Origin of the sequence: uncultured Arcticibacterium sp., from assembly GCF_964021845.1 — a bacterium.
Classification (GTDB): domain Bacteria; phylum Bacteroidota; class Bacteroidia; order Cytophagales; family Spirosomataceae; genus Arcticibacterium.
In genome coordinates, this window is record NZ_CAXHZC010000002.1 from 20823 (window position 1) to 39676 (window position 18854).

Genomic DNA, 18854 nt, shown 5'->3' on the forward strand with positions numbered 1-18854 from the left:
CCAAAGCGTGCTACTTAAAACTCCTTCTCGCCAAACTCACTTGAAGGTAAATTGACCTTAGTGTCTCGCTGATTAAAATTGAAACTTAAGTTTAGTAGGATAATATTGGTCTCCTGAATATAATTAGTGGTGGTATAAAAGTTTGCCCCAAATGTGGTAATTCGCTGCTGATTTACCGCCATATTCCCAAAAGCCATATTTTGCCACTGAGCAGCCACCGTCATCTTATGGTTCATAAAACTTTTCTTTAAAGAAAGGTTAGGCTGATAAAAACGAGAGTCTTCGCCCTGAGCAGTATTTCTGGCAGACATGTAAGACAAATTAAACTGAGTACTTAAACTTGGTGTTATTTTATAAGACAGATTTGAGTTCAATGAATAAACCCAACCTCTGCTATCTACGTTTACGGCATTTTCAAAAAGCATTCCGTCTATCTTAAGTCGGTAAACATTACCTCCTACAAACCACTTTAACTTCTTAGAAGCGGCCCAAGTCAAGCCTAACTCTGAGCCAACCAAATTTGCCACACCAGCGTTGGTGTAAATTCTATTCAAAATAGTGTCGTTATATACGCTGTTTACCCTGTTCACTATATCAGTGATGTGCTGATGATAAAGATTCATGTACACAGAAAGCTTCTGGGCGTCCTTGCTAATTCCCACTTCTGTAATACCTATAAATTCTGGTTTAATTCTAGGGTCGCCTTGCTCCAATGTTTCAGAATGCTCTCTTTCAGGATAAGGATTTAACTCGTTATTAGTAGACCGCTGCACTCTTCTGCTATAACCGGCTTTTAATCTCCACTGCTTCCCTAGGCTATACATGATATTAGCCGATGGAAAGAAGTTTGACAGGTCAAGGTGAAAATCATCAGACTTACCATCTTTAAAAACTCTGTCCGACTTTTCATACCGTAATCCAGAACTAAACTCTAGTTTGTCAAATTTGGCAGTATACATACCATAAAGGCCATGGATTCGGTTTTCTACGCGTATATCTGCACTGAAAGCATCATTCTGAACAAATGAGAGCTTATTACCACTTTTCTCTAAATATTTAAAAACACCATCTTGGTTTTGAAGCCTGTATTGATAACCAAAAGCTAATACTCCCACTTTTATAGGTTTCTCATAATCTACCTTTAAACGTAAGGCATTTAAAGGATTTTGCCCTGTATTAAAGGTATACTGCAGAGTATCTGCGTAGTCGAAACGATTTAAGTTTCTGTTTTGGGTATTACCATCAAGCTGAGCATTTTCTAACAAACCAGAAAGGCTTATTGACGAACGGTCTTCAAACTTGTGTAAATAATCTAAATTATAAACCTGAAAGTCTCCAGCCTTCAAAACTTGGTTTCCATTATAATAGGAAAATGCACTAATAGGCTCACCAGATGTAGCTCTAGCCTTTGTATTATTATAAACTATATTCGCCGTCCTATACTGTTCACGGCTACCTAAATATACGCCTGCGGTAAGCTCATTACTGGTATTGAAATAATACGTTCCGTTTGCCCTAAGGCCATAACTCTTCCTAATAAAACTTCTTTCGCCCTCACTCGGAAAAGTAGTTTTCACATCATTTATGATAGTAAAAGCATCTCCCACTCTTCTTCCTGCTATATCATTCTGAAGGTAATTAAGACCAACATTTAGTTCTAGTTTCTCTTTTCTATAGCTCAATGTAGCATCTACACCATGCCTCTGAGGTTCTGTTTCGTTGAAATAAGCCCTTATTCTTGGTAAACCGTACTGCACATTTGTAAAAAGGCTCAAACCATCCATTGCTCCTTTCTTAGTAACTATATTGATAATTCCTGCCTTGCCGTCTGCTTCATACCTAGCAGATGGCACAGAAATAATCTCAACTTTTTGAATAGTGTTTGCTGGAATTTGTGACAAAATAGTGACTTGGTCTAAAGCACTCGGCTTTCCGTTTACCATAATCACAAAGCCCTTTGAACCCCTTACGGAGATTTCACCCTCCACATTTATCATGACGGAAGGAATATTCTTTATCAAATCGGAAGCTGTGCCTCCTTTTGCCACCTCAAATTGTTCAGAGTCAAAAACCTGTTTTTCTAGTGTTGTCACCATATTAGGTTTTATCCCAGTAACTATAAGCGTTTCTAAAAGTTGACTAAGTGGAGCTAAGGCCAATGCTCCTAAATTGAGACTAGCATTATTTTCTCTAGTGCTAATTTTAACAGATTTTGGGGCGTAGCCCACATATTCTATCTTAATAATATAAACCTCATTGGTAGATGTTTTTATGCTAAACTCGCCATCATCCGTACTCTGAACGCCGGCAATTAATTTGCCTTCTTTTTCAAGTTTAATAGAAGCAAAAGACAGAGGTTCATTGGTTACAGAATCAATAACAGTTCCAGTAAGTGTGTGAAACGTTTGAGATTTTGCTGAAAAAGTGTATACAAATAATAAAACGGCAATACTTGCTGAAAAAGCTTTATTCATTTTAGGAATTATAATTTTGACGAAAATAAATTATTCACCGTATTTAACTGTCCTATGAAAGTGTAATGAGACAAAATGATCCCACTTTTGGCTAATTCATGCTCTAAAAATAAGAGGCAAACGGCCTCCTACCAATTTCCCACCCAAAATCATTTGAAACAATTAGCGAATCACTTATCCGACGCTAGCAATTTTCAAGGAAAATTGTATTCATAAGCGACACATGCTTAGAATGAAAAGGCAAAAGAATCTTCCTTCTTATAAAATTGGTCTATTTAGACTATTGAAAAATCAATAAAAACCTTAAATTGTACAATCATTCAACCTTTTAAATGTCTTATGGCAGAATTAAAACTTAAAATTAACGGTCAAGATTATCAAACAAACATTGACCCTTCTACGCCTTTGCTTTGGTATTTGCGTGAACACGCCGACCTAGTAGGTACTAAATATGGTTGCGGAATAGCTCAATGTGGTGCCTGCACAGTACACATGAATGGTAACCCTATTCGCTCATGCGTAATGCCAATATCAGCCGTGGCAGATGCAGAAATAACTACCATAGAAGGACTTTCAGAAAACGGAGACCATCCTGTACAAGAAGCTTGGAATGAGTTAGACGTACCACAATGTGGGTACTGCCAAGCAGGACAAATGATGACTGCTTCGGCTCTTTTAAGAGATAATAAAAAACCGAGCGAAGAGGAAATTGAAGCCACTATGTCGGCTCATATATGCCGATGCGGTACGTATCATAGAATCAAAAAAGCGGTAAAATTGGCAGGAGAAAAAATGGGTTGAGGAATGTCTGGTGACGGATATTTGATGTCGGACGCTTATTTCAGAGTAACATCCAGCATCTGACACTCAACACCTGACTTCAAAAATACTCCCTTCAAAAAACGAAGAACAATGAATAACAAAAATACAAGAAGAGGATTCCTAAAATCAGCATCTGTGCTTACAGGTGGCTTAGTGATAGGTTTCCACTCCATAAATAAGGCCGTAGCTGCAGAGTTAGTTAACCCGTCGGCCATTGGTCATGAGTTCAACTCTTTTCTGAGCATAGCTCCAAATGGAAAAATCACCATTTACTCTCCTAATCCTGAGATTGGACAAGGGATAAAAACAGCATTTCCGGTGATTGTGGCTGAAGAGCTTGATGTCGACTTTAAGAGTGTTGATGTAGTACAAGCCAACTTCTCCGATAAGTTTGAACGACAGTTAACCGGTGGAAGTGGTGCTATTAGACACTCATGGGATAGGCTAAGAACTGCTGGTGCCACCGCCAGAGAGTTATTAAAAGAAGCTGCCGCCAATAAATGGGGCGTGGCTCTTAGCACATTGAAAACAGAAAACGGTGAAGTAATTTCTGCCAATGGCAAAAAAATAAGCTACGGCGAACTAGTAGAAGATGCTGCTAAATTAACTCCACCTACTGATGTAAATTTAAGAGATGCCAAAGACTATAAACAAATAGGTGGCTGGCATGCTGGTGTTGACAATAAAAACTTACTGGTAGGTAAACCACTTTTTGGTATTGATTTCAAAAAAGAAGGCATGGTCAATGCTCAAATTCAGCGACCTACTGCTTTTGGCATGAAACTGAAGTCTTTTGATGCTACTGAAGCTCTAAAAATGCCAGGAATTATTGACGTGGTTTCATTTGACAACAATGTAGCCATAGTAGGGAAAAGCACTTGGGAAATAATGCAAGCTCGTAAAAAAGTGCACATTGTTTATGAAAAAGATGGTGATCTAGAAAGCTCTGAAGACCATGACAACATCTTCAAATCGCAGTTAGACGATCCCAAAAGTGGCACCGAGATGCGAAAAGATGGCGACCCAGAAGCAGCTTTTGCGGCAGCTGATAAAGTGCTAGAAAGAGAATACCAATGTCCTTTCTTATCACACAGCCCTATGGAGCCTATGAATTTCTATGCCAATGTAAAATCTAATGGCACGGTAGAATTAGCAGGACCAACCCAAACGCCCGCCAGGGCAGTTGGCTCTATTTCTAAATTACTAGACATTCCTCAAGACAAAATAAGTTTAGAACTCACCAAAATGGGTGGTGGTTTTGGTAGAAGACTAGACGACGGCTATGCTGTGGAAGCAGCTCAGCTTTCCAGCATTATAAAAATGCCTGTGAAAGTTACGTGGACAAAAGAAGACGACATTACTGGTGGGTATTACAGACCTGCCGTAAGATATAGGTTTAAGGCAGCTATCAAAGATGGACAGGTTACGGCCTTTTCTTTAAAAGGTGTAGGCTTAAATGCAGGTAACTGTACCCGTCAAGATAATTTCCCAGCTGGTGCTATCGACAATTTATTGATAGAATCGGTAAATTATAAATCGCCAATTACCACGGGCCCTTGGAGAGCACCTATCACTAATTTCTTGGCATATGCCGAGCAATCTTTTATAGACGAAGTAGCACACACCATGGGTAAAGACCCCGTTAAGTTCCGACTTGAATTGCTAGATAAGGTAATGAAAGACCCCGTAGGCAAAGTAAATTACGAGCCCGAAAGGTTTAAAGCAGCCATAGAATTAGCCGCCGAAAAATCTCAATGGGGTAAGAAAAAAGGTGTATCACAAGGTTTCAGTGTGTATTTCTCTCATAACTCTTATGTGGCACAAGTAGCCGAGATGAAAAAAGTGAAAGGAAAACCAGCTCTTACTAAAGTTTACGCAGTCACAGATTGTGGTATCGTTATCAATCAGTCTGGTGCTCAAAACCAAATTTACGGTGCAGTAATAGACGGAATAGGCCATGCAATGTATGGTAAACTAAGCTTTACCAAAGGAGAGCCAGACCAGAAAAACTATGATACTTACCGACTTATCCGAATGAATGAAATACCTGAAGTGGAGGCTTATTTTGTGGATAATGGGAAATCACCAACAGGACTTGGAGAACCTGCTCTACCTCCTACCGGCGGAGCCATCTCCAATGCCATAGCAGCAGCTACAGGAAAACGACTCTACAGTCAGCCTTTTAATCTGGAAGACAAAGAGGTGGAGAGTTATATGTAGTCAATTAGACTTTTGACAAAAGATTATAGACATAAGACTTTTTGGAATCCTGTCCTTTTGGGCGGGATTTCTTTTTTACAAAGAAATACTCAGACAAAATGCTTTCGGACAAATACTTTTGAGACAAACCATAATAACAGACTAAAGAACACAAACCCTAGAATAACATATAAGCTAGTAGAAACTCCCTTTGTTGCATTTTCAATGCTTTGAAATATCCAATGCGTTGGTAAAAAACCGAAAAAGTGTTTGAAACTTTCAGGAACAAAAAAAGCAGCTATTGGTACTAACACCAACATATTTAAGGCTTTGATATAAACCATGCCTTCTAGTCTATTTTGAACTAGTGCATTTATAGTCAGCACATATACTGGCACTACCAAAGCAGCTAAAAACGAGATTGCAATATTAGCTCCAATACTAATGTCAAAGAATGGCTGTAAGAAAAACAGAAGCACATTTAGAAAAACTGTAAAAAAGTAAGGGATAAAGAAACGTGACAGTAGGTACTCCAGCCTTGATAAAGGTACTACACCATAAACCTTTGCAACGTCAGTTTCCTTTTCGTCTATTAAAACCATGGAACTTATAAAGCAAAAAGCTTGGGTATTTTCTATCACCGCAACCACCAAAAAAAGTGGTAAATAAGGCTCCAAAAAAGAATATTGACTTACTAAATAAGGCACTCCCCATATTATCAAAACAAACAGAACAAGAGGCAACACCAAAAAAGGCCTTAAGGAAGGGTCTCTAAAGATGATTTTAAAATCGGTTAAAGCTAATTTTAATATCTTTTTCATAAAACTATTATTGATGAACCACCTTATTTTTAAACCTGTTAAAAGCTAGAAAATAGAATAGCGGAACCATGAGGAAAATAGACAAATATGAATACAAAAAACTTATTTCAGTGCCGCTAATAGCCGCATCTATTAAGCCTAAACTACCTTCTATTGGAAACAAATATTTCACAAAACCCAAGTCTATAGCTCCCAAATAATTTAATAAAGGGACATTTATAAATATCAAAAAGATAGGTACCGACATCATAGCAAACTTTAAAAAATCATTGGCATAGGTGAGCATATAAAGCCCGAGTAAAGAAGACAAAACACAAATACCAAATGAGCCTACAGTATATGATAATATATCAAAATCAAAACCTTTTATGGAGATGGCAAGCCCTAGAGAGCAAACCAAACCTATTAATGAAATGGAGATAACCTTAGCCAAGACAATGGAATGAAGGTTTACAGGAGTCACAAAGATGGCCGGTAAAACCTGATGCTTTATTTCAGTATAAATAGCCAAACCTATAAAAAAGAAGCCAATAACAGATGGGTCGTTTAGAACTAGTGAAACAACCAATTTATCTAAAGAGCCCACATCTCTTAAGAAATACAATAACACTCCATATATCAGAGTCACCACAAAACTGATGGTGATAATGCTGTTTTTCTGCAAAAGCAAAAACTGCCATTTTAATTGTGTAAAAAAGCTACTCATACCTTTAGTGATTTACCAGTTACACGTATAAAAACCTCCTCTAATGTAGCCTCTTGCGTATGGATTCGCTTAACCTCATCTTGTTTTATAAAATCAATAAAGTCTTGATTATCCCCCAGTTTTTTTAACGAAAACTCTTTAGTAATGCCATTATAAAGTTCTACATCTAGCCCTTCTCTTCCATACTGTTTCTTAAGGTTTTTAGGGGTATCAGTCACTTGTAATTCCCCATCCACAATGAAAGAGACCCTATCGCAAATCTCATCGGCAGTTTCCATACTATGCGTGGTGGCAAAAATGGTTTTACCTGCAGCCTTCAAATCTAAAATGTGCTGCTTTATTTTATGGGCGTTTACTGGGTCTAAACCAGATGTAGGTTCGTCGAAAAATATAATATCAGGGTCATGCTGAATAGCTCTAATAAAGTTGAGTCGCATTTTCATTCCTTTGGAATAGGCCTCTACCGGCTTATTCATGTCTTCCCTCAAATCTACCATTTCAAAAAGCTCTTCCACTTTTCTCATTTTCTTACTTTGATAAAAGGACGCAAACAAGTTTAGGTTTTCCTTTCCTGTAAGCTTTAAGTAATGATTTGGCAATTCGAAACCCACTCCTATTTTCTCAAAATAAGAACTGTCCCAGTCTGCTAAATTTTTACCCTCAATTTTCACCAAACCTTGATATTCTTGATAAATCTTATAAAGCACTTTTTGAGCTGTACTTTTCCCTGCTCCAGAAGGCCCTAAAAAACCAAATACCTCTCCCTTTTCTATCTGAAAATTTAGCCCCTTCAATGTTGGGGCATCATTTTTAGGGTATTGAAATACCAAATTCTCTACTTGAATCATAATCTAGTTTTTATCAAAAGTCGGTTTAACCATTAAGATATAATCGTCCACCATATTCATCAAATGCTCGTGTTTGTCTTTATAAACAGGCTCACTATTAAAAATACTTTCCTTGGGATTTATGAAGCCCTTAAATTCCATTTGTTCCTGAATGCTCACCCCTACTTTATATAGCATAAAGCCCATGATTTCAGACGAAACATCATTTCTAAAAAGCCCTTTTGCAATTTCAACTTTGACCATTTCCTCAAAGGCTAAAACCGAACTACTCAGCATGTCTTTATAAAGATGCTCTATGGTAGGTGATTGTAAGTTTTTTATAAGATTAAACAGAAAATGGCTGTGTAAAGGACGCTCTCTATCAAACTCCAAACCTGCTTTAAATAAAGCTTTGAAGAAAACCCAAAAATCAGGAAAGCTCTCTCTTTCTATGCTACCTACATAGTTTTTCTTAGCACCCCCACTCTCTTTCAAAAGATACAAAAACAAATCAAGCTTATCTTCAAAGTATTGATAAACGCTCCCCTTTGCTATCCCGAGCTGCTTCACTACTTCAGAAATAGAAGCTTCGTCAAAAGGTTTAAGTGCAAACTCTCTGAGAAAAGCCTCTGTGATAAGTGTTCTTTTGGCTTCGCCAATATTAAAAAACGTCTCTTTAGGCATACATTGTGACTATACAGTCACAAATATAACAAATTACATGACTACCCAGTCATTTCTTTTAAATATTTATTTTATACAGAAGTGTTAAGCAATATCAAACACAAAAAAAACCGTTACATAAGTATTACGTAACTTGATTTATTTGATACCTTATTATACTTCAGGCCATCAAAAAGAGTTAAAGTATTCAATAAACCAGACAAACATGATTTTAAGAAACACACTATCCATAGCCATTTTGGCAGTTTTCAGTTCTTGTGCTACATCATCCTCTAGCTCAAGTACTTCAAAAGCAACTACTACCTCCACAGAGGCGGTATACTGGGTGAATGGCAAAAAGTCTGACTGCGTGGGAGTTGGAAAAAAGGACTGCCTAGAAATTCAAAAGGGTAACATAAAAAACGCTAACAATTGGAAACTTTTCTATGATTCCATTGACGGTTTTAATTACGAAGAAGGTTACGTATACAAACTTTTGGTAAAAGAGGAGAATTCTTTAAAACCAGTTGCTGCTGATGCTTCTTTAAAAAATTATAAACTATTAAAAGTTATGCAAAAGGAGTATGAGCCAAAACTTCTTCTTGATAACAAATGGACCTTAGTAGAACTTAACAATGCTCCTGTCTTAGGCGAAAATACCCCTACAATCGAATTCCAGCTTGAATTAAGAAAAATGATAGCAAATGATGGATGTAATAACCTCGTAGGTGAAATTAAATCCGTAATGGACAATAAAATTAACCTTGGCAACGTGATTGGCACAAAAAAAATGTGCCAAGAAATGGAATTAGCTGACCAATATGGCCCACTCTTAAATCAAATTAATTCCTACAAAATAGAGAACCAAAAGCTTATCATTTATGACGGAAATAACACCGAAATACTAGCTTTCAAAAGAAGTAACTAATTGTTACTTCTCGTACTCAATTTTAAAAATTGTACCATTCAAATCGTCGCTAACATAAAGCTCACCATTAAGACCAATAGCCAAACCACAGGGTCTATGCTGAATAGGTCCTGAAGGATTCGCTAAGTTTACGCCTGCAAAGTTATCTGCAAAGATTTCCCATTTCCCTGTAGGTTTTCCTTTCTTAAAAGGCACAAAGGCCACAAAGTAACCTTTCTTAAGCTCAGGGGACTGACCATGAAAAGCTATAAACGCTCCATTTCGATATTTCTTAGGAAAAGAATTCCCTGTGTAAAACAAAAGGTCGTTAGGTCCTAAGTGAGCAGGAAAAGCCATCAGTGGGTCTATGGCATCTTCGCCACCAGTCTTCTTCCCATTCCCTCCATATTCTGGAGCCAGTATTTTCTTTTTCTGTTTTTGGTCGTAATAAATATATGGCCAACCTGCATTATCACCTTTTTTCAATTCATACATGGCTTCCGCTGGTAATTCTGCACTTTGTTTCGCAGTATAATATTGCGGATAAAAATCGTGGAATTGACCACGACCATGAACTACAGTAAACAAACTATTTGTTTCTTTATTCCAATCTATTGCCACCGCATTTTTAACACCCGTAGCATATCTCGTTCCATTAGAAAAACTTTGGTTTAAGATTCGTCCGTTAAATTTCCATATACCACCCGCTACATCCAATATTGGGCAAGGCATCATTCCTGCTCCACTTTCAGGCTCTCTACATGGGTCGTTCCAGGAGCCCACTGTTACATAGATGTTGTCATCATCATCAAGAACAAAAGGTTTTGCGTTATCACGGCCTTTATCTATTAAACCATCAACCATTTTGTCTGGCTCTTGATTTTTAGGAAAATTGTAATTTTTATCTAGTTCGTATCTGTAAATTGACGTGTTAGAAGAATAGTATAGATACCTGTCATGTGCTACTATTCCCGTTCCTACTTCTTCGCCTATTACCCTAGTTTCATCAATTTTGCCATCGTTATTAGTATCTTTCAATAACACAAAACCTTTATCCGCCTTTCTATTAGCGTAGATATCGCCATTTTTAGAAACCGTCATATGTCTAGGAGAACCTAAATCTTTGGCAATTATTTTGACAGTAAACCCCTTGGGAACTGTAATTTGAGATGGATTTATTTGAGCAGATAATGAAAAGGAGATTCCTGAAAGAAAGCTAAGGCCTATGATTGACCTCTTAAAATTAATTTTCATGCGTAAGATTATTGTTATAATTCTCAAAACGGTCGCAAAGTTACATGAAGCTGCCGTTTAATCAATTTATTTTCAACTACCCAATTTGCCTTTTCAGCTTCCAATAGCCCTCATCACGAGATATTCTTCCTTTTCGAATAGTTTTTAAACTCGTTTTAAGCACTCTTATCTATGGCAGTGCCATGTAGCGTTGTTTATTCCCTAATTTCATAACATAATTCAACCCCAATAGCTGCTATGCAAACAAAGTACTTTATAAAATCTTGCGTTCTTTTGGTATTCACCTTCTTAAGCTTCCAAAGTTATAGTCAAGAGCTTGCCGAGAACATCATAGAACATCCTCGCATATTGTTTTTAGAAAATCAGGAGGCACTTATTGAAAAGGCAATAAAACATAGTCCGATAAGGCAAAAAGTTCATACATCCCTAATCAGGGAAGCTAACCAAATAATAGCCCTTCCACTTCTTGAAAGAATCCAGACAGGTCGAAGACTTTTAAGTGTATCAAGAGAGTACCTTCGTCGTGTTCTTTTCTTAGGTTATGCCTATAGACTCACCAATGAGACCAAATACCTAGAAAAAGCGGAGCAAGAAATGCTTAACATAGCTCAGTTTTCGGACTGGAATCCTAGTCATTTTTTGGATGTCGCTGAAATGACCACCGCTATTGCCATAGCCTATGATTGGTTTTACAAAGGCCTGAACCCAAAAACTAAAACTGTGGTAAAAAATGCCATCATAGAGAAAGGTATAAACCCATCTTATAATGAAAAATATAATGGTTTCTTAACAGCTCATCATAACTGGAATCAGGTTTGTAATGCAGGAATGGCCTTAGGAGCCTTAGCCATTTATGATGAAGAACCAGAATTAGCAAAAAGCACCATTTCAAGGGCTATAAAGTCTATTTCTTTACCCATGGAACAGTATGCTCCAGATGGTGCCTACCCAGAAGGCTACGCATATTGGGGCTACGGCACTTCTTTTAATGTCCTTTTCATTGATGCCATGATGAAAGTTTTTAAGTCAGATTTTGGCTTGACGAAGCTCCCGGGTTTTGATAAAACACCTGCCTACTTGATGCACATGATTGGTCCCTCCTATAATGCCTTTAACTACTCCGACTGTAGTGATAATATCAGAATAAACCCAGCTATGTTTTGGTTTGCAGAACTGAATCAAGACGCGTCTCTCCTATTCTGGGAAAAGAAAATGATTCAAAACTCACTCGAGAAAAACATGACCAAGCGTCTCTCTCCGCTCATGATGGTTTGGGGTAGTGGTATTGACCTTGAAAAAGAACTAATCCCGAAAGAAAAAGTTTGGACTGGAAGTGGCCTCACCCCTGTAGCTTTAATGCGAAGTTCATGGCAAGAAAATGGAGTATTTGTAGGCTTCAAAGCCGGTTCTCCTCATGAAAACCATGCACACATGGATATTGGCTCTTTTGTTATGGATGCCATGGGTGAGCGTTGGGCCATAGATTTCGGTTCTTCTAATTATAATCTATTAGAGACGCAGGGAGTTAAAATTTGGGGTAGAGAACAAGACGCCCAAAGATGGGATGTCTATAGATATAATAACCTGGCACATAGCACGCTCTCGTTCAATAATCAATTTCAAGAGGTTTATGGCTACGCCAATATTGACAAAATCATTGATACCGAAAGTGTCAAAGCAGCAGTTTCAGACATCACAGAAGTTTATAAATCGCAAATCAAAAGCAGTAAAAGAGCCGTAGCCATTAAAGACAATAGCTATGTAGTCATAACAGACAAGCTAGTCAATAACTCCGAAGCCAAAACGCTGCAATGGAGAATGCCAACTAATGCCAGCATTATCTCCATGAGTAATTCAGATATCATTTTGACGCAAAACAATAAAAAACTACATCTCAGATTATTAAGCCATCAGAATGTCAAAATGCGAACCTGGAGTACAAAATCACCAAATAGCTATGATGAGGCCAACCCAAACTCTATTATTGTTGGTTTTGAAATGAAGCTAGAAGCAAATGCAAAAGAGACTATTCAAATAGCCCTAATTCCAGAGAATAATAAGGCCAAAGTAAAACCATTAGACCTAAGCATTTTCGAATAAGTTTACATTTGACCCACTCAAAATCACTAATTTTGAAGAATTCATCAAAAAACTAAATATGTCTAAAATCATCATCTCCTGCATCCTGGCAGTGGGAACCTTGGCTATTTCTTGCGAAAAGCCATCAGAAAATGTTCTCCTAGAAAAATGGGCTGGCCCTTATGGAGGTGTCCCAGCCTTTGACAAAATGGATGTCAATCATTTAAAAGATGCCATGGAAACAGGCATTGCTAATCATCTAAAGGAGTTAGATGAAATAGCGAATAATACTGAGCCAGCTACTTTTGAGAATACTATTCTGGCTATGGAAAAAAGTGGAACCGACTTGGATAAGGTTTACCCATACTACGGAATTTATAGTTCCAATACCTCCACAGATGAGTTCAGAGCTATTGAAGGAGATTTGGCTGGTCAGCTATCTGAATATAATTCCAAGATAACGCAGAACGAAAAACTTTTTCAACGTGTAAAAACTGTCTATGAAGCGAGCTTAGAAAACCCGCTTCCAGTAGACCAGCAGCGTGTGACCTTATTAACCTATCAGGACTTTGCTCTAAACGGTGCAGAACTAGATGCTGAAAAGAAAAAAAGGTATGCCGAAATCAACAAAGAACTGTCTGAGCTTTCTACTATTTTTGGTAATAATGTGTTGCATGATGAAGAAGGTTACATTACCTATTTAGAAGAAAGTGAGTTAGGTGGCCTTTCAGAAGCATTTATTAAAAGTGCTGCGAGTGCCGCTGAAGCCAATGGCCAAGATGGCAAATATGCCATTACCAATACTCGCTCTTCTATGGACCCATTTTTAACCAACTCCACAGAAAGAGAACTGAGAGAAAAGGTTTGGAAAAACTACTATGCTAGAGGCGACAATGGTGACGAGTTTGACAACAATGAGGTGATTGTGAAAATACTCCAACTAAGAAATGAGCGAGTTCATCTATTGGGCTTTGATAATTACGCCCAATGGCGATTACAAAACCGAATGGCTAAGACCCCAGAAAATGCTTTAGCACTGCTAGATGCTGTTTGGCCTAGTGCCATAGCTCGTGTAGATGAAGAAGTAAAAGACATGCAAACTGTAGCTGATGCCGAGGGAGCAAACATCAAAATAGAACCTTGGGACTATAGATTTTACGCCGAAAAAGTAAGAAAGAAAAAATACGATTTAGATAGCGACGAAGTAAAGCAATACTTACAACTAGATAAGCTGAGAGAAGCCATGTTTTATGTGGCAGGAGAACTATTTGACTTTAAATTCTCCGAAATCACAGACGGAACTGTTCCAGTTTTTCATGAAGATGTACGCGTATGGGAAGTAAAAGACAAAAACTCTGATAAGCATATTGGGCTTTGGTACTTAGACCCTTACGCCAGAAAAGGGAAACGCTCAGGAGCATGGGCTACCACTTACAGAGGTCATACAGACATGGGAGAAGAAGAAACGGTGTTATGCTCTAACAATTCTAACTTTGTAAAAGGTGAGCCCGGCGAACCTGTTTTAATTTCTTGGGATGATGCTACCACCTTTTTCCATGAAATGGGGCATGCTTTACATTATTTATCTGCTAATGTTAAGTACCCAAAACTAGACGGTAGCTTAAGGGACTATGGTGAATTCCAGTCTCAGTTATTAGAGCGTTGGTTAAGTACTGACGCTGTTATTGAAAACTATCTGGTTCATTATAAAACAGGAGAATCTATGCCTAAAGGTTTGGTAGCTAAAATCAAAGAAGCGTCTAATTTCAACCAGGGTTTTAGTACTACGGAATACATGGCATCTGCTATTATGGATATGAAATATCACATGATGGACCCTACTGATTTAGATGTAGATAGCTTTGAAAGAGAAACTTTAGAAAACATCAATATGCCAAAGGAATTGGTCATGAGACACCGTTCGCCACACTTTAATCATGTGTTTAGAGGAGAAGGCTACGCCACGGCCTATTATGGTTATATGTGGGCAGATGTACTTACCGCTGATGCCGCAGAAGCATTTGCAGAAGCACCAGGAGGTTTTTACGACAAAGAATTAGCAAAGAAAATGAAAGAAATACTCTTTGCCCCAAGAAACACTGAAGACCCAGCCGAAGCCTACAGAAGATTTAGAGGTAGAGACGCCACTATTGACGCATTAATGCGTGATAGAGGTTTTGCTAAATAGAAAATGGAATTCGAATTTACTGATTAAAGAGGAGTCATTTGGCTCCTCTTTTCTTTTAAATTAAATAAAATTCATTCAACTATACTTTTAGTTTTGATTGCTTCTTACTACTTCCAACTAAATATTTAGTTCATTATAAATCATACAATCATGGCAGAAGTAACAAACAAGAAGTCTGGCAAGCCAGACATGACCCCATTGGTAGACTTAGGCTTTCTTCTAATCACATTTTTCATTTACACCACCACCTTTAGCACACCAAACACCATGGATTTAAACATGCCGAGTGACAAAGGGGTTGAAGGAGCTCCTATTAAGAAAAGTAACTCTATGACCGTTATTTTGGGGAAAGACAATAAGCTTTACTGGCATCAGGAAGAAATAGGTAGACTTAGTGAAAAGGACATTAAGGAAACTAACTTCTCGCCAGAAGGCATCAGAAAAACAATTATTGCTTTGAAAAAAGAGGCCATTGACCCTGAACTTTGGACGGTCATCATAAAACCAACGGATGATTCTAACTGGAAAAACGCCGTTGATATTTTAGACGAAACAGCCATTACGGGCTCTTCTAGAAAAGCTGTAGTAGAGTTAAGCCAAAAAGAACAGAAGCTTTATGAAAGAATGGTTTATTAATTAAACCCCTTTTAAATCAAAGTCTTCTGTAGCTACTTTTTCCACGCGTTTGCCCATCTTTTTCTGGATGATGTAAAAATGATGCTCTTCTTCATCAGTTACTAATGAAATGGCTTCTCCCATAGCTCCTGCCCTACCTGTACGCCCTATGCGGTGTACATAATCCTTTGGCGAACGTGGGAGTTCATAATTTATGACACAAGGCAAAAAATGAATATCAATACCTCTAGCCGCTACATCAGTAGCCACTAAAGCAATGACTTCGCCAAGCTTAAAATCTAGCATGGCTTTGTTTCTGGCACTTTGTGTCTTTTTACTGTGAATAGCACTCGCCTTAATCCCGTTTCTATTTAGCTTATTGGTAACATTATCCGCTGTTCTGATGGATGACGTAAAAATCAAAACCTTCGTAATTTCTTGATTCTTGATAATATATCTAAGCAGTGGACCTTTTCGCTCCATACTCACCATATAAGCTATTTGTTTGATTTGCTCTACCGCCTCTTCTTCCTCTTCTATTTCTATAGTAACTGGTTCAGTTAGAATCAGACGCTTGAGGTCAATAATTTTAGTATCTAGCGTGGCCGAGAAAAGTAAGTTTTGGCGTTTTTGCGGTAGAAGTTTCAGGATTTGACCAAACTCTTCTTGAAAACCCAAATCCAGCATTTTGTCTGCCTCATCTAGCACTAGGGTTTCTACTTTTGCCAAACTCACCGATTGGCTAGAAATTAAATCTAACAACCTCCCTGGTGTAGCCACTAATATTTCGGTGTCTTTTAGCTGCACCATTTGCTGGTTTACTTTTACACCACCGTATACCGCTAAATTCTTAACCTCATCTTCTAGGTTCTCTGTAAACGCCGAAATCACCTCCGAAATTTGCATAGCGAGCTCACGTGTTGGCACCAAAATCAACACTTTCAAATTCCTTCTTCTGGAAGCTTTCTTATTTAAGAAACCCTCCAGAATCGGTAAAACGAAACTCGCCGTTTTACCAGAACCCGTTTTTGCAATGCCTTGGATGTCTTTTCCGGATAAAACTGCAGGAATAGCTTCCTTTTGAATTGGATATGGCTTACCATAGTTTTGTGCGGCTATCGCCGTCAATAGTGGTTTCGATAATCCTAAATCCTCAAATGTTTTCTCGGTACTCATAAATATATACTACTTTCAGAACGCAAAATTGCCTTTAATTTTTCTGAATACCATTGTCAATACTGTTTTCTACTTAAATTGTAAGGTAATCTAATACCGAAACCCTATTTTAATATATGACAAAAGCACTTTTACTCCTCAGCCTAATCTTTCTAGGAGCCTCCAGATGGCAGTCTAGTACGAACCACTTCATAGAAAATTTCGAAAATCCTAAATCCGAGTTTTTCCAATATGGGTCTGCAGGCACCAAAGATGCTTTTAAACATAGTATGGGCATACCCTCTCCCACAGAACCAAACACTAGTATTCTCTCTTTAAAAATAAATCCAGATGAAAAACCAGGTGCGGGAAAAGGCCCAGAAATAATATCCAAAGAAGAAACGCATTTTGGACAATACGCTACAAGGCTCAAAGTGCCAGACGTAACAGAAACACAGCCAAATGTGGGAGCCGTAGTTGGTTATTTCACCTATCAAATGGATAAGGAATTAGGCCTGAGCGAGATTGACTTTGAATGGTTAATTGCAGACCCTAGAATTATTTATGTGGGTACTTGGACAGGTCCTTCAGGTAACCTTCAAAGAATAGGACGCACCATCAATTTAGCCGAAGGGAAAATCCTCAATACCATTGAAAAAGAAGGTCATGCGGGTAACCCAAAAGATTTAACTGGCCTACAAAACCAACCAGAGACTATTCCAGCAATTCCAGATTATAATGCCTCTAAACAGTTTTATACCTATGGTTTTGATTGGAAATCAGATGAGATGCGGTGGTGGATGATTCACCCAGAAACTTCCGATACCTTGGTTCTTTGGAATTATAAAGGCTCAAAACTGGGTATTCCGCAACATCCTTCAAAATACCGCATGAACTTTTGGCATACCGACGAATGGTCTGTAGAAACTAATCCCAATTCTTTAGAAAAGCCAGAAGCTCCATACGAAGTAGAAGTAGATTGGATGTCTTATGAGCCGCTTTAAAAAAACGGCTCTACCATTATTTAGTATTTGACAACCCTTAATTCATTAAATATAAACTCTTTAATCAGCTGTGCGAGGTCTTTTTGACCTCGTACGTGTGTTCGCAGGTCTTCAGACCTGCACTGCTCCCATGCTACCCTACATCTTTTTTACTCATTTAATTCTAATTAGTATCGATCTGAAGATCGACTAACACCCCTGCGAGGTCTGAAGACCTAGCAAAGCGGAGTGTTTTTTAGCAATTCTATATTTCTTTCTCTTTTTATAAATTGTTTCAAATTTTATTACCTAACCCTAGTTCTCATATGTGCACCGAAGAGCCCGTAAGTGAAACTCTGCTAGGGAATTATACTTTCTTTTTTTACTCTTCTTCATTAATTCCATCTGTACGGGAAGGTCATAAGACCTTCAAACACTGCAACGAATTCACAGACTTCGCAGATCGGGGAAAAACCTAATCTATCCTTTCATTTATCAAGAAGCTTAATTACCAAATCAAGAAATCCAATCACTATTAAATAGTACGAGTACTTCTTATACGGCTCAAACTTTTTATTTTGGTAAATAAGAAAAATAAACCAAAAACTAAACTACATATAGGAGCGACTAGACGCCATTCGCTACTCATAACTCATAACATCTTTAATATTTTAATAAAAAAGGATAGACAAAACGCAAATAGAACTAGCAGTATGGCAATAAACTTAAATTGGGACCGCATTCCGATCTCATCCATACTTTCAAGTAAAAACTTTTTAAGGTAATTATCTTTCCATTTAATGTATATCCAGTTCGCAAGAATAAACATTAACATGCTGCCAAGAAAATATATTATATTTAACCAAATCATAATTAACAATTCATCTAATCTTCTGATGGGTTTATTATTTCGCCGACAGTTCTTTCCGTAGGAACTCTGACTGTTTCATTTGAAACCTTAAGTAATTCTATGGTTTTCTTTGACATTTTGGGCGTCGGACCATTTAAGGCACGGTCAATTAGTAGATCTGAACCCTCTTCAATTAGAATTTCTAAAGCTGAGCCTATCGTTTTATTTTTATCACCAGACATCCAATTCGTCAGACCTTCAGCAATTCTTTCGAATGTATTCAATGCCGCTCCAGTTGCAACCCCCATTAA

General features: G+C 37.8%; 15 protein-coding genes. 7 read left to right on the plus strand and 8 right to left on the minus strand.

Annotation, left to right across the window (positions count from 1 at the left end):
- Positions 1-14: 14 nt before the first annotated feature.
- Positions 15-2474, minus strand: a complete 2460-nt coding sequence (locus AADJ06_RS06815) for a TonB-dependent receptor (protein WP_341225671.1) — start codon at positions 2472-2474, stop codon at positions 15-17.
- Positions 2475-2813: 339 nt separating this feature from the next.
- Between AADJ06_RS06815 and AADJ06_RS06820 the strand changes: the two genes are divergently transcribed.
- On the plus strand, positions 2814-3275 hold the full coding sequence (locus tag AADJ06_RS06820; protein ID WP_341225672.1) for a (2Fe-2S)-binding protein: 462 nt from the start codon (positions 2814-2816) through the stop codon (positions 3273-3275).
- A 111-nt stretch (positions 3276-3386) separates the two neighbouring features.
- On the plus strand, positions 3387-5516 hold the full coding sequence (locus tag AADJ06_RS06825) for a molybdopterin cofactor-binding domain-containing protein (protein WP_341225673.1): 2130 nt from the start codon (positions 3387-3389) through the stop codon (positions 5514-5516).
- Between the two features lie 89 nt (positions 5517-5605).
- Here AADJ06_RS06825 and AADJ06_RS06830 read toward each other — a convergent pair whose 3' ends face one another.
- The 4 genes from AADJ06_RS06830 to AADJ06_RS06845 are packed head-to-tail and all read right to left on the minus strand — an operon-like array spanning position 5606 to position 8533.
- Complete coding sequence (locus AADJ06_RS06830) at positions 5606-6316, minus strand: hypothetical protein (RefSeq protein WP_341225674.1); 711 nt, start codon at positions 6314-6316, stop codon at positions 5606-5608.
- A 7-nt stretch (positions 6317-6323) separates the two neighbouring features.
- The gene (locus AADJ06_RS06835) at positions 6324-7022 is read right to left on the minus strand and encodes a hypothetical protein (protein ID WP_341225675.1); all 699 of its coding nucleotides are present in this window, start codon (positions 7020-7022) and stop codon (positions 6324-6326) included.
- Entirely contained in the window at positions 7019-7870 is an 852-nt protein-coding gene (locus AADJ06_RS06840) for an ABC transporter ATP-binding protein (protein ID WP_341225676.1), read from the minus strand. The genes AADJ06_RS06835 and AADJ06_RS06840 overlap by 4 nt, the downstream gene beginning before the upstream one ends.
- A 3-nt stretch (positions 7871-7873) precedes the next feature.
- Complete coding sequence (locus AADJ06_RS06845; protein ID WP_341225677.1) at positions 7874-8533, minus strand: TetR/AcrR family transcriptional regulator; 660 nt, start codon at positions 8531-8533, stop codon at positions 7874-7876.
- Between the two features lie 205 nt (positions 8534-8738).
- Between AADJ06_RS06845 and AADJ06_RS06850 the strand changes: the two genes are divergently transcribed.
- Positions 8739-9440 (plus strand): DUF4377 domain-containing protein, encoded by a 702-nt coding sequence (locus AADJ06_RS06850; RefSeq protein ID WP_341225678.1) that lies wholly within the window; start codon positions 8739-8741, stop codon positions 9438-9440.
- A gap of 3 nt (positions 9441-9443) precedes the next feature.
- Here AADJ06_RS06850 and AADJ06_RS06855 read toward each other — a convergent pair whose 3' ends face one another.
- A complete protein-coding gene (locus AADJ06_RS06855) occupies positions 9444-10673 on the minus strand; it encodes a PQQ-dependent sugar dehydrogenase (RefSeq protein WP_341225679.1) in 1230 nt (409 codons plus the stop codon).
- A gap of 237 nt (positions 10674-10910) precedes the next feature.
- Between AADJ06_RS06855 and AADJ06_RS06860 the strand changes: the two genes are divergently transcribed.
- The 3 genes from AADJ06_RS06860 (at position 10911) to AADJ06_RS06870 (ending at position 15576) form a co-directional block, all read left to right on the plus strand.
- Entirely contained in the window at positions 10911-12773 is a 1863-nt protein-coding gene (locus AADJ06_RS06860) for a heparinase II/III family protein (protein WP_341225680.1), read from the plus strand.
- Between the two features lie 58 nt (positions 12774-12831).
- Positions 12832-14940 (plus strand): M3 family metallopeptidase, encoded by a 2109-nt coding sequence (locus AADJ06_RS06865; RefSeq protein WP_341225681.1) that lies wholly within the window; start codon positions 12832-12834, stop codon positions 14938-14940.
- 150 nt (positions 14941-15090) lie between these two features.
- Positions 15091-15576, plus strand: a complete 486-nt coding sequence (locus tag AADJ06_RS06870; protein ID WP_341225682.1) for a biopolymer transporter ExbD — start codon at positions 15091-15093, stop codon at positions 15574-15576.
- Here AADJ06_RS06870 and AADJ06_RS06875 read toward each other — a convergent pair whose 3' ends face one another.
- The gene (locus AADJ06_RS06875; RefSeq protein ID WP_341225683.1) at positions 15577-16731 is read right to left on the minus strand and encodes a DEAD/DEAH box helicase; all 1155 of its coding nucleotides are present in this window, start codon (positions 16729-16731) and stop codon (positions 15577-15579) included.
- 116 nt (positions 16732-16847) lie between these two features.
- Here AADJ06_RS06875 and AADJ06_RS06880 point away from each other — a divergent pair, with 116 nt between their 5' ends.
- On the plus strand, positions 16848-17714 hold the full coding sequence (locus AADJ06_RS06880) for a glycoside hydrolase family 16 protein (protein WP_341225684.1): 867 nt from the start codon (positions 16848-16850) through the stop codon (positions 17712-17714).
- Between the two features lie 864 nt (positions 17715-18578).
- Here AADJ06_RS06880 and AADJ06_RS06885 read toward each other — a convergent pair.
- Positions 18579-18851 carry a hypothetical protein gene (locus tag AADJ06_RS06885; protein WP_341225685.1) on the minus strand — a complete coding sequence of 91 codons (273 nt, stop codon included), beginning with the start codon at positions 18849-18851 and terminating at the stop codon, positions 18579-18581.
- Positions 18852-18854 lie beyond the last annotated feature (3 nt).